The sequence below is a fragment of the Shimazuella sp. NTD248 genome, from assembly GCF_059510395.1.
Map to the genome: position 1 here is coordinate 32,224 of NZ_JCAJZT010000011.1, position 12,475 is coordinate 44,698.

12 protein-coding genes are annotated in these 12,475 nt (G+C 40.0%); 4 read left to right on the forward strand and 8 right to left on the reverse strand.

Annotated elements, in window-relative coordinates; genetic code table 11:
* Positions 1-6 precede the first annotated feature (6 nt).
* The gene (locus AC5WOE_RS18505) at positions 7-1,398 is read left to right on the forward strand and encodes a SpoVR family protein (protein ID WP_496051304.1); all 1,392 of its coding nucleotides are present in this window, start codon (positions 7-9) and stop codon (positions 1,396-1,398) included.
* A 355-nt stretch (positions 1,399-1,753) separates the two neighbouring features.
* Complete coding sequence (locus AC5WOE_RS18510) at positions 1,754-2,494, forward strand: C40 family peptidase (protein WP_496051305.1); 741 nt, start codon at positions 1,754-1,756, stop codon at positions 2,492-2,494.
* Between the two features lie 87 nt (positions 2,495-2,581).
* Here the strand turns inward: AC5WOE_RS18510 and AC5WOE_RS18515 are convergent, their stop codons facing one another.
* From AC5WOE_RS18515 to AC5WOE_RS18550, 8 genes are all read right to left on the reverse strand, one after another.
* The gene (locus AC5WOE_RS18515) at positions 2,582-4,069 is read right to left on the reverse strand and encodes a protein adenylyltransferase SelO (RefSeq protein WP_496051306.1); all 1,488 of its coding nucleotides are present in this window, start codon (positions 4,067-4,069) and stop codon (positions 2,582-2,584) included.
* Positions 4,070-4,220: 151 nt separating this feature from the next.
* Positions 4,221-4,694, reverse strand: coding sequence for a DUF2690 domain-containing protein (locus AC5WOE_RS18520; RefSeq protein WP_496051307.1), 474 nt, complete (start codon positions 4,692-4,694; stop codon positions 4,221-4,223).
* A 166-nt stretch (positions 4,695-4,860) separates the two neighbouring features.
* Positions 4,861-5,322: a GNAT family N-acetyltransferase gene (locus AC5WOE_RS18525; protein ID WP_496051308.1), complete on the reverse strand. Its 462-nt coding sequence runs from the start codon at positions 5,320-5,322 to the stop codon at positions 4,861-4,863.
* Positions 5,319-6,635, reverse strand: a complete 1,317-nt coding sequence (locus AC5WOE_RS18530) for a YheC/YheD family endospore coat-associated protein (protein ID WP_496053210.1) — start codon at positions 6,633-6,635, stop codon at positions 5,319-5,321. Before AC5WOE_RS18530 ends, AC5WOE_RS18525 begins: the two co-directional genes overlap by 4 nt.
* 14 nt (positions 6,636-6,649) lie before the next feature.
* A complete protein-coding gene (locus AC5WOE_RS18535; RefSeq protein ID WP_496053211.1) occupies positions 6,650-8,014 on the reverse strand; it encodes a YheC/YheD family endospore coat-associated protein in 1,365 nt (454 codons plus the stop codon).
* The gene (locus AC5WOE_RS18540; RefSeq protein WP_496051311.1) at positions 8,014-9,135 is read right to left on the reverse strand and encodes a YheC/YheD family endospore coat-associated protein; all 1,122 of its coding nucleotides are present in this window, start codon (positions 9,133-9,135) and stop codon (positions 8,014-8,016) included. The genes AC5WOE_RS18535 and AC5WOE_RS18540 overlap by 1 nt, the downstream gene beginning before the upstream one ends.
* Positions 9,132-10,529: a YheC/YheD family endospore coat-associated protein gene (locus AC5WOE_RS18545; RefSeq protein ID WP_496051312.1), complete on the reverse strand. Its 1,398-nt coding sequence runs from the start codon at positions 10,527-10,529 to the stop codon at positions 9,132-9,134. The genes AC5WOE_RS18540 and AC5WOE_RS18545 overlap by 4 nt, the downstream gene beginning before the upstream one ends.
* A 269-nt stretch (positions 10,530-10,798) precedes the next feature.
* A complete protein-coding gene (locus AC5WOE_RS18550) occupies positions 10,799-11,242 on the reverse strand; it encodes a hypothetical protein (protein ID WP_496053212.1) in 444 nt (147 codons plus the stop codon).
* A gap of 208 nt (positions 11,243-11,450) precedes the next feature.
* Here AC5WOE_RS18550 and AC5WOE_RS18555 point away from each other — a divergent pair, with 208 nt between their 5' ends.
* Complete coding sequence (locus AC5WOE_RS18555; RefSeq protein ID WP_496051408.1) at positions 11,451-12,140, forward strand: metal-dependent hydrolase; 690 nt, start codon at positions 11,451-11,453, stop codon at positions 12,138-12,140.
* Positions 12,141-12,193: 53 nt separating this feature from the next.
* A complete protein-coding gene (locus tag AC5WOE_RS18560) occupies positions 12,194-12,451 on the forward strand; it encodes a hypothetical protein (RefSeq protein WP_496051314.1) in 258 nt (85 codons plus the stop codon).
* Positions 12,452-12,475 lie beyond the last annotated feature (24 nt).

Sequence of the window (12,475 nt, forward strand, 5' to 3'; positions counted from 1 at the left end):
GTCACGTTGAGTGAGCAAAAAGATTTGGAATACGCGATTGAGGAAATAACGGAGATTGCGACTCACTTTGGGCTTGATTTTTATCCCATGCGCTATGAGATTTGCCCAGCAGATATCATCTATACATTTGGCGCTTATGGAATGCCGACTCGTTTTTCTCACTGGAGTTTTGGTAAGGCTTTTCACAAGATGAAGCTTTCGTATGATTTTAACTTGAGTAAAATCTATGAGCTGGTGATCAACTCTAACCCCTGCTATGCTTTCTTATTAAAAGGAAATAGTCTCATTCAAAATAAACTGATTGTTGCCCACGTATTGGCACACTGCGATTTTTTCAAAAATAACTACCGTTTTTCTAAAACATCTCGGGATATGGTCGAAAGCATGTCAGCAAGTGCAGAACGGATTCGAGAATATGAACTGACTTACGGGAAAGATGAGGTAGAACAATTTTTGGATCATGTGCTTGCGGTTCAAGAACATATTAATCCCAGCATACTCGCCCCTAAACCGAGGAGGCATTCTACTAAAATAGAGGGGCAAAAAGCAACTCCTTATGATGATCTATGGAAGTTAGACGGCGAAGAAGAACCCCAAAAACCGAGCTTAACTCGGAGTTTCCCGGAAAAACCGGAGAAAGATATATTGCTTTTTATTATGAACCACAGTCGAGTACTGCAAGATTGGCATCAAGATATTTTGACGATTTTGCGAGAAGAAATGCTTTATTTTTGGCCGCAACTCGAAACGAAAATTATGAATGAAGGCTGGGCGTCCTATTGGCATATTCGCATTATGCGTGAGCTCGATTTGACAGAAGCAGAAACCATTGAATTTGCCAAGTTAAACGCATCTGTCTTACAACCGTCTACTACGTCAATCAACCCTTATTACTTGGGGTTGAAAATGCTAGAAGATATCGAGCGACGCTGGGATAATCCGACAGAAGAAGAAATCAAACTGCTGGGAAGAAAGCCCAGTCAAGGCAGAGAGAAGCTGTTTGAAGTACGGGAATTGGATTCGGATATCTCTTTTATCCGCAATTATTTAACCAAAGATTTAGTAGATAAGCTGGATATGTATGTGTTCCAAAAACAAGGGAATGATTGGAAAGTTTCCGATAAAGACTGGGAAAATGTGCGTGATCAATTGGTGACTAGCCGAGTGAATGGCGGCCATCCTGTCATCATGGTAAAAGATGGAGATTACGCCCGCAATGGGGAATTGTTTTTGCATCACTTGTATGAGGGAATGGAGCTTGATGTGAAGTATTTGGAGAAAACACTTCCCCATGTTTATGAGCTCTGGGGAAGAAATGTCCATTTGCAGACTGTGATCGATAAACGAGATGTCGTCTTTAGTTACAATGGCAAGAAATGTGTGCGCAGGTTTTTATAAAATCGGCGACGGCTCCCACTGCTGTGCAGGGGAGCCGTCTTCTCATTCAGAGAGGTCCGTCAGAACTCGGGCTGACCGGAACCGCCCTTGCTCTTGCTGTCGCCCTCCCCGGGCGTCTGGGGAGGGTTCTCCGGCGGGTCGGTGACACTGAACATGTCGTTCCTCCTGAATCCATGAGAGTACCGCTTGCCGGGTACTCTTCCTCTATAGTATATCTACTTTTATATTTATTTTCTACATATTCTAAAAGCAAATCAGTTTGTGGAGTTTACATATTTTCCCTAAAAATTTAAGGTATATCTATGTTACAATAAAATCAACTTCCGGAAGAACATGTAATCTAAAGGAGGATTTGATGCTTAATCATAAAAACATCAAAATAGGTATTGTAACATTATCCGCTATGGCCATTTCTACATTTGCATTTCCATTTGTGCAAAGTAATGCTGCTGCTGCAAGTACAAGTAGCACGATGTCGCGTGTTAACCAAATGTACTACAGTATAACTGGTAAACAAGCGCCTACTGCTCATTCAAATACAAGTTCCAGCACCAATAGTGGAAGTAGTTCTAGTAATACAGGTACCAATAATTCTACTTCTAATAACAACTCCAGTTCCAGCAACACAGGCTCTACTGGAAGCACAGGTAATACAGGTTCTACAAGTAATACAGGTTCTACTACTGATAATGGATCAACAGACCAATCAAGTAATGCTCTAGCTGACAAGATTATCGCGACTGGGGAAAAATACCTGGGCACTCCTTACCAATATGGGGCTGCATCTGGTCAGACGAAGACTTTTGATTGCTCGTCCTTTACTCAGTATGTATTTAAACAAAATGGAATCAGCTTACTTCGCAGTTCCCGTCAACAGTACACCCAAGGTACAAGTGTAGCACGTGATCAAATCAAAAAAGGAGATCTATTGTTCTTCTCTACCTCTAGCTCTGGAGGGCAAATTGCACACGTTGGTATCTACGCTGGTAATAACCAGATTCTCCACACTTGGGGATCAAAAGGTGTACAATATGAGAGTTTAGATCATGCTTGGTTAAAACAAGGTTATATTGGCGCTAAGCGCGTTATAAAATAAAGAAAAAATCCGTGAATGTTTCACGGATTTTTTTCTTATCAAGAAGAATCAGCAATCTTGAGCTGGTTCTTTGTTATATTCATTCCACTAAGTACCACAATAGGTAACATATGCTGTTGGTTGCTCAGATGGCAGGAAGTATGCTTCTTGCTCAGCAGAGTGGGCATAAGGATGGGAAAGGGCTTGGAGAAGCCGGTTCATCACATCGTAATCTTCGCTTCCTACCGCCGCTTCAAGCGCTTCTTCCACTCGATGATTGCGGGGGATCACGGCAGGATTGCTACTTTTCATCAGTACTTGTGCTGTGTCAAATGATTCTTGTTGTTTTCCAAGTCTTTCATGCCATTTTGCATACCAAGCAGTAAATTCAACCGTTTCAAACAGTGCTTGCCCCTCTATGTTGTCAAAAGTCAATGCTCGAAACGTGTTGGTGTAGTCAGCTTTATATTGCTCCATCAGTTTCAAAAGTTCTTCTATTAAAGATTGGTCTTGTGGTTCTTCTAGGAATAATCCTAATTTTTCTCTCATGCCTTTGAGCCAATAATTGCGATATAAACTTGGAAAGTTGGAAATCGCTTCTTGAGCAATTTGGATCGCTTGTTCTTGATCATCATGCAGCAAAGGCAAGAGTGTTTCTGCAAAACGGGCAAGATTCCAATTCGCGATTTTCGGCTGATTTCCATAGGCATAGCGACCTTGCATATCAATGGATGAAAATACGGTTGCTGGGTCATATATATCCATAAATGCACAGGGCCCATAATCAATCGTTTCTCCGCTGATGGTCATGTTATCTGTATTCATGACACCATGTACAAAGCCTACTAATTGCCACTTCGCGATCAATGCCGCTTGGCGGTCCATCACTTTTTGCAAAAACAAAAAGAAACGATTTTCTTCATCTTGGATTTCTGGATAATGCCTTTGTATGGTGTAATCAGTAAAAATTTGAAGCTCCTCTTTCGATCTCCGATTTGCTGCATATTGGAAGGTTCCTACACGGATGTGACTAGAAGCAACCCGAGTTAAAACTGCACCAGGCAGCTCTGTTTCTCGATAGACGGGTTCACCAGTTTTCGTTACTGCTAGACTCCGGGTGGTAGGAATACCAAGCCCGTACATAGCTTCACTGATGATGTATTCACGAAGCATAGGACCAAGTGCAGCACGTCCATCGCCACCACGTGAGTATGGTGTAATACCTGCTCCCTTCAGCTGAATGTCAAATCGCTCTTTTGACGGTGTGATTTGCTCGCTGAGCAGTACAGCTCGTCCATCCCCTAACATCGTAAAATGTCCAAATTGATGTCCTGAATATGCTTGTGCAAGCGGGATAGAACCTTCTGGAATTCGGTTTCCAACCAATTCTTGTACTCCAGTATCGCTTTCCAATTGTGCGATGTTTAGTCCAAGAGACTTTGCCAATGGTCGGTTTAGTACGATTAAATTTGGTGAGTGTACAGGAGTTGGTTGAACTTCCGTAAAAAAAATATTTGGAAGATGTGTATAACTGTTATCTAAGTTCCATCCTTTGTTTGTCATAGGAGATCCTTTCTGTTTGTTATTCGTTTTCATTACTATTTCCCTAATCATTTTTTCATCTGTTTATTATACCCATCTAAAAGGAGTTACCGTAAGGGGTGGAAGTATAGTTCTTTTTTTTGTTTTTACTAAGTAATTAAAAATAAAAACTACTGACCTTTGGTCAGTAGTAAGGGCATTACTTTTAATGAAAACTAGTAGCAGCTGTATATTTTGCTTGAGTAAAATATGCTTTTGCTCGAGCTCTATAAGGATCTTTATCCCAGATTTGCGGGGTGTAACAAGAAGTTTGCTTATACTGAACAGCTTTGTTTCCACCTGAGGAATTACAACTCTGTTCCCAACCACGAGGATTACCACGCTGTACATACGCATTGACATAGTTATTGGTTGGAGCAGGAGAATATAGTTTGACAAAAGCCCAAGCAGTGTGGCAATAAGCGCTTCCCCTTAATTGGATGTAGCCAATTGTTTTGTTATTATGCTTAATATAAGTAGTTTCATATATAATTAGTTTTTTGGAGGCACAACCAGTCGTGTAGGGATTGGTACCGTCTTTTGGCATAGCACTCACGGATTTAGAACCAATACTGAGTGTAGAAACAAAGATAGAAAGAGCGATAATAAAGCTGAAACCAAGGTAGCTTAGCTTATTCAAAATAATTCCACCTCCTAATTTTCCTAATTCAATAGGATATTTAAATTATAATAGAAGTATTGTTATAAATATTAAAAATATATAACATTATGATGACTTTCCGATTAAATTATACAAAGTTATGAAGAGCGATAAAAAAGCACATTCTTAAAAAGAATGTGCTTTTTTATTGAATGTCATTTGGATCATAGTCTCCGCCGCCTAACCATAACGTCGGCTTACCCGTTGGTCCTTTGAATAAGGAAAACGCTCGTAATCCACAACGAAAACATAATTTCAAACTAGCTGCATTATCACATGCCACTTTTGTATATACTTTCCCTAATCTTTCTTTTGCCTCCATCAGGAGTGCTTCCCCGACTCCTTGCTTCCGATATCGAGGATGAACAGCGGTAATCGCTTCCTCGATCCCATAACGGCTGAAGATCATCACTCCAGCTAATTGTTTCTCTTCTAAAGCGACAAGTGCAATGGAACCAGGTGTGTCTTCGTTTTCGCTCGTTGTAATACGAGATAACCAACGGAGAGCCCGGTGGGTAATTCTACCTTCGCCATTTTTACGCAAAAATAAGATTATCTTCTGTCGATATGGTTGGAGGTTTGGTAATGTAAAGGTAGTTATTTTCATTCCGAAACAACCCTTCGTCGATAAGATGGAAAACCAGACAAATAGAGTGCATATTCTAATATTCTACGTAATGATCTGGCGCGAATTATCGGTTCATCGAATTTCTGTGGTTTGGCGTTTGCTTCAAAAAACCATAGTTTTCCGAGTTTATCAATACCAATATCCATCGACATTTCTCCAAGTGTTTCTCCTGTTTTTTCCTCGATTTCTTTTGCGAATGAAATGCCAAGTTGTTCTAAACGCTGCTGAAGTGTTTCCTTTTGCCGTGGGAAAGTACTAACTAATACCCGTTCTAAGCTTTCAATCCTTCCCCCCATTGGTACATGGGTTGAAATAGCTCTTTGCCCTGCAATGCGCACCCCAATTCCGGATATTTTCCAATTTGCTGTCCCATCTTTTTGCACCAACATGCGAATATCAAAGGGTCTATCTTGGTAAGTTGCGAGTTCAATAGCTTGTTGGAGAAGATAAGGTCTGTTTTCGGTGCGTTTTTTGATCTGTTCATATACTTGTGGCAGCTTAGAAATGTTTAGGCGTTGTTTTTGCTTTTTTGTTTGGTAAGTAAGGGTATATGGTCCATTTCCTTCCACTTTCATCATGCCGATACCTGCTCTTCCCTCTATCGGTTTTAGGATCAATGATGTGTGTTGGAGCATCATTTGGCGGAAAGAGGCATAGTCAGATAACTTGGTTGTAGCAGGCAGGTGAGTCTGGCAAGCCGTTGTATTCAAATCCTTGTATAGGGACCATTTATTGAAAAAATAAGGGTTAAAAATAGGCACTTTTTTTTGTTTTAAATACTTGATCGCTTGGATGACCTCGTTAGACCTTTCTTCGCTGCGATAAGGTACACGGTTATAGATGACATTTGGAAATGGCAGCAGTTTTTGGTGAAATTGTGGCCTTGGTTTCGAGTTCTGCAAGAGATAGCCATTTACAAACGATTTTTCTTCTTGAATTCCTTTTGGAGTCAAGACATATACCGTTATTCCCAGCTGTTTTCCCATTTGGATCAAATCTGCAAAATTTTGATGGTTTCCTGCAAATGGTGTTCTGCGATCACTTGTTAAGATTGCTACAAAAGGTCCTAATTGATAGCTGCCCTGTGCTGTTTTTTTCCTTCTTACAGGTAAATGATTGATCTTCCGAAGTGGTGCCGGATGTTTTTGGACTTGAATAAGGCTTGATAGATTGTCTCCAAGTGATACATCTATTGGTTTTTGGCTCGTATTTTTGCTCGGTTTTATTGGATAATATAGTAAAGGAGAGGAGGAAGTATTTAATTCTAACAAACCGATTTTAGGTATTTGCATGATTTTCCTCCTCCCTATACAAATTGAGCTAATTTCATGCTGTAGTCTGTGATGCATTTAGCCGATTGGCGACCGGCTTCTCGTAAACTTGGGTGATCGAAAATATGTCTTCCTGGTTTGGCATTGCATTCGAATAACCAAATTCGATCATCCTGATCAATCCCCATATCCATTCCGATCTCACCTAATGGACCATCTGCATTTTCTTCTAATACTTCTGCGATACGAATGGCCGTATCTTCCAATGATTGCAGTATTTGTTTGGAACTGTCACCGAAGTTTTTTTCAAAAAGTTGTCGGGTTGATAGTAGTGTTCCTCCAGTTCGAACATGGGTGGTAACAGAACCAACACCTGCTAATTTGCTGCCAATTCCCACTACTTTCCAATCATCCGAGCTGTCTTTGTGAATATGGACTCGAAAATCGACAGGCCGGTTTTGGATACGGATTAGTCGAATTCCTTGTTGGGCGAGATATCCTTTAAATCTTTGTTTGTTTTTGCGGAAGTAGTGAGATAAAAGGGATTCAAGTGTCGTAAATCGGTGAAGAACATTTCGTTCTCCTCCATGAAAACGACAAAAGTATCCTTTTGAAGGAGAGTAGGTAATACGGAATATTCCAAGCCCGAGACTGCCGCGAATCGGTTTTAAGTAGACCATCTCATGTTCTTCTAACATCTGTTGCAGAGTTTGAATGGAAGGAGACAAAACGGTTTCAGGGATATAATTTTTTGTTTCTTCATTCTGAAACAACCATTCGTGAACAGACCATTTATTAAAGAAGCCTTGATTAAATATTTGGCATTTGGTAAGTGATTTCAAACGACTAATACAGCTTTGTACTTGGGCTAGATTTTCCGATTTCCGATTTGGAATTCTTTCATAAATCACATCTGGGAGAGGAGACACATGTTTCATCCATTTTCCCAATCGAAAATACCAAGCTGTAACCACTTTATTTTGCCAATCGATCATTTCAGGGGTAAATACATAGATGATTGGTTTTTCACTGTCTCCAGCTTGGATAAAGCTTCGAAATAAAGATGATCTTCCTCCGAAAGGCATTGCGATATTGGCTTGGAATCCTGTAGTTAATATACCAATCACAGGTCCAAATTTAAGAGTGCGATTTTGGACGAGAACTCGCATTTTACCAGTGTGAGGAAGAGATAATTGTCTTGCTATTGAAGGCGTGAAGATAATTTTTTCTGCTGTTGTTTTGGTAGCAATGACCCTAGTGATAACAGATCGATTGCCGATCTCCACTTTGATAGACTGCCCATCTAAAAAACCAAATTGGTCACATAATGTTAAAGGCATAAAAATTGCTTTTGCAGGAGTAGTGTGTGATAGCTGCGTTTGACAGATGATTGAATTCATCAATATCCTCCTACTTTCTGGGAAAGCAGAGCTTTTGCATATTGGATAGGAAGTTCCATGGAACGTTTCCTGATCTCTTTTTCGCCCGTCCGTAGGAAGACGGAGCGACCTGGTTTGGAGTTTACTTCAATAATCCAAACATGTGCATCGCGATCGATTCCTACATCAAGTCCTAATTCCACTAACTTTCCATGCTGATTTTCGATATGTGGGGGAACAATCAAAGCTATGTTGTCAATTTGTGCATGGATAACTTCGATTTGTTCTTCATTGAAGTTATCTGCTAAAAAAGGCTCTAGCTTTTTCGCATCTCCACCCCCGTGTAAATTGGATGTGATGCTTTTTTCTTTTCCGATACGAATAGCTTTCCCTGTTGTTTCCCACTGCTGTTTTCCGTTTTTTTGTATCAATATTCGCAGATCAAAAGGAGAACTGTCTGCTGTTTGAAGTGATAAAAAGGGTTGAATCAAATATCGCGTTTTTTGAATAAATGTCTGTACCCATGCGACAAGTTGCCGCTGTGTTGGGATTTGCTTTTCAAATGGAAAGTTTGCTTTGTTTCTACCTCTGATATGATATCCATCTTGTACTTGTTCGATGGAAACTACTCCAATCCCATGACTTCCTCCGTTTGGTTTGATACAAACTTTTGGATACTGGTTTAACATGGAAAGGAAACTGCTGGGACCGTGGTAAATTTTAGTTTCTGGTAGATAGGGTTTAATTTCATCGTTAGTTTGAAGCATGTTGTAAGTCTGCATTTTTCCGCCTAGTGCTCGACCGAGAAACTGAACAGTTTTATCATGATGGATACGAAGTATATTGGCTCGATATTGTTGGAAGTGTGCTGTACTGGTGTAATAACAACGATCATAAATGACGAATGGAAGAGCTTTTGTGCCAAATTTCCACCTATTTCCTTCCACATGCCACGCTGGGACTGTTCGGCTTTCCCAATTGATGTGCAGAGGGTTAAAAATACATATTTCCAATTGATTTTGTTTTGCGATTTTGGCCAATTGAAAAAAATAGGCAGCTTCAGAAAAAGGAGGAACTTTTAACACGTTTTTTGGTGTACAGACAATGATTCCGATTGTGCGATAGAGCTTTTTGGATATCATCGTCGTCTCCTCCTCGCTGGTCTGGAACTACGAATTCCCGCTAAAAAATGGATATAATCAAATAACTTGTGTACAGATGGACGTATTTTTACTTCTTGGTTTAAGACAGTATCATCTGTTTTAGATGGTTTTGAATTAATTTCTAATAACCATATTCGCCCTTTTGTATCGAGTGCAAGGTCAATTCCTAATTCTGCAAAATGTCCGTTTGCGTGTTGTTCAAATGCGTTAGCAATCTTCATTGCCGTTTGCCTGATATCATTACTTGTTGGTTTATGCTTTAAAGCTGGGAGTTCAGCCAATACCTCATGGACTTTGCGAAGTGTTCCCCCACGAGCTAGATTGGATACAATCTGTCGATCATTTGCAATTCGAGCTACAGCAGATGTGACAGACCATTTACCCTCTTTATTTTTTTGGGTGAGGACACGAAAATCAACGGGTCGTTTATCATAAGTGATCAATGATAACCCCTGCTGGATGATATAGGGTTGTTTTTTAATACGATGGGCTAATATTTTGCCTAGTTCTAAGAAGGAATTCGTCGTTTGTGTATGTGTTCCGTTAGGTGTGGCATATTGGTAGAGATAAGTTTGATGGGATCTGCTTAGGCGGATAATTCCGCCACCAAGACTTCCATTGGTGGGTTTTAGATAAAGGCAAGGAAAATGGGTAAGCGATTCTTTTACCTTTTTTAAGCTGTATCGAATGGTTTTTGGTAGCATAGATGAAATAGATTTATCTTGCTTTAAAATATCGTGTACTTGCCACTTATCCAGAAAACGTTCATTAAACATAGGAATCTGATGATAACTAGTCAATTTTTCTAGTTTCTTTTGCACATTAACTTGTTCTTCAATTCGACGCGACGTGATTCGATTGTAAATGATATCTGGATAAGGAATTTTCGTGATGACCCATTTTCCTTTTTCTTTTACCCAAGCAGTAATCAATCGTGTTTCTAGTTCAATTTTATTTGGTTGAAAAACAGCTACCGTAGTGCCACGAGCAATGCCAGCCAGTACACATTCATCCAAAAATTTAGTGAGCGGTCCTAGGACATGTTCTTGTTTTGAGTTAGGTGTGGTGTTGATTAACACTCCAAACAATGGCCCGAATTTTAAGCTCATCGCTTTCTCATCATACTGTGCGTAAATAGAAGGTTGTGATCGCAAGTTCAATTTTTCCGCTAGTTTTTCATGGATACGCACCAAGTTACCAGAACGATTACTCAAGGAAAGATAAGCCGTATCAGCTGCATTTCCAAAAGTAACCCAAAAAGGTTGCTCTTTTATGCCAAGGGCTAGGGCCACTGAGCGACTCATGATGATATTGCTGTCATTTGTAAACTGATGCTCCGGAACAATTTGTAGCTGTATTTTTTGTAGCCCCATAAAAATCCCCTTCCCAAGCGGTAACTAATGGTATGCTATGTAGGCAAGTATCAAGGGGTGCTTAAAACGGGCTTTTTAAGTTTTAGGAGAGTGTGAAGCAAGTTTAGTGAAAAGATGATGATGAATATAAAGTTTTATCAAATTTATAATCCGAAATTAGCAAATTATATATGAGATACTACTTTGATTTAGCATATTAATATGGTAAATTTTAAAAAATAAATAATTCTATGTGAGTACTAGAAAGGATTATGATATGCTTGAACTAGTTAATCGCCACCAAGGAGCGATTGTTCTACTACTTTGTTGGTAGATTCATGAAAGGTAACATGATGAACGTTATTGACACGTACCTGACCGATGCTGCCAAGCTGTACCGGAACTATGTCTCCCGGGAAGATCTCTCCACTGATGCAACTCTGGTCAACTTCCGGATCTTCCCACTCCTGTTTGACGGGAAGTTGGAAGAGGCATATGACCTGATGAAGCAGATCAACAGCGACTCGCTCCGTGAGGAGCTTCAGTGTGAACTGTTGGAGCTCATGATCAAGGCCATGTCGGAATCCTGCCGGTCCCTCAATGACTTCTACAAGAGTGAAGCGAGCGAATTTGCTCTCTGGTTCGTGAAGAAGGACTTGGATCGAAAGGAGTTCCTTGTCCGCGAGCTGATTCTCAAGGAGATTTGGAGGGGTAACCCGACGATGTCGTTCCATTGGACGATTATTTTCGGGTTCTCTCAGGAGAAGCTGAATGCAACGGTTCGTGGCGCGATATGCCGTTTGGTTGAGGCATTCTGAACCAAACGGTGTGCTTCGGCTGGGGAAGGATAGCAATATCTTGACCCAGCCGAATCCATTTATTAGGATAGGTACAAGACTGCATCTTGAGGATGTAGTTTTTTTAATAGGGAGGGCAATACCGATGAAAATCACTTATCATGGACAATCCTGCATCGAGATACATACAAATGAATTCAGCTTGATTATCGATCCATTTTTAACAGGAAATCCTTTAGCTGATATCTCAGCTGATCAGGTAAAGGTTGACTATATTTTATTGACACATGGACATGGGGATCACCTCGGAGACACGATCCCGATTGCCAAAAAAAATAATGCTAAAGTGATTGCACCTGTGGAACTCGCTACATGGTTGTCTTGGCAAGGACTAGACACATATGGGATGAACATTGGTGGAAGCCATGATTTCCCATTTGGCCGAGTAAAGCTAACATTAGCTCACCACAGTTCTTCTTTTGAGGATTATGAAAAGAAAGAGATTATTTATTTAGGTAATCCTGCTGGTATTTTACTTCAAATAGAAGGAAAGACCATCTATCATGCTGGGGATACGTCTTTGTTTTCGGATATGAAATTAATAGGTATGCAAAGCGACATCGATTTCGCATTTTTGCCGATCGGAGATTATTTTACAATGGGTCCAGAGGATGCTTTGATTGCAGCAGAGTGGATTGATGCCAAACAAGTAATACCAATCCATTACAATACTTTTCCTGTAATTGAACAAGATGCTTCCAAATTTATTACCAACCTTCGGTATAAAGGTTTATCTGGAGTAGTATTACAGCCAGGTGAATCCATAGACGGATAAGCTCGTCTATTTTACCATCATCTTTCATATAGTAGAAAAAGGTGGTGGAGAGTATGCAGTTTTTTACTTTGACAAAAATTTTCGGTGGAATAGGTTTAATTATCTTTGCTGTCCCTCGGTTAGAATGGGATACACAGTTACAAATTTTATTTTCCAGTATCTGGGTTTTATTTACGCTATTTTATGTCATTGCCAACTGGAATGCATGGAAACAGACGGCTAAAAAGTTACAAAGACAAAAGGAGTATCAGTGGAGACAAAATTGGCTGCAACATAAGAGGAAACAACGAGGCTTGGGAAAATCATATTAAAAAAGTACAGGAGAATATTCCCTG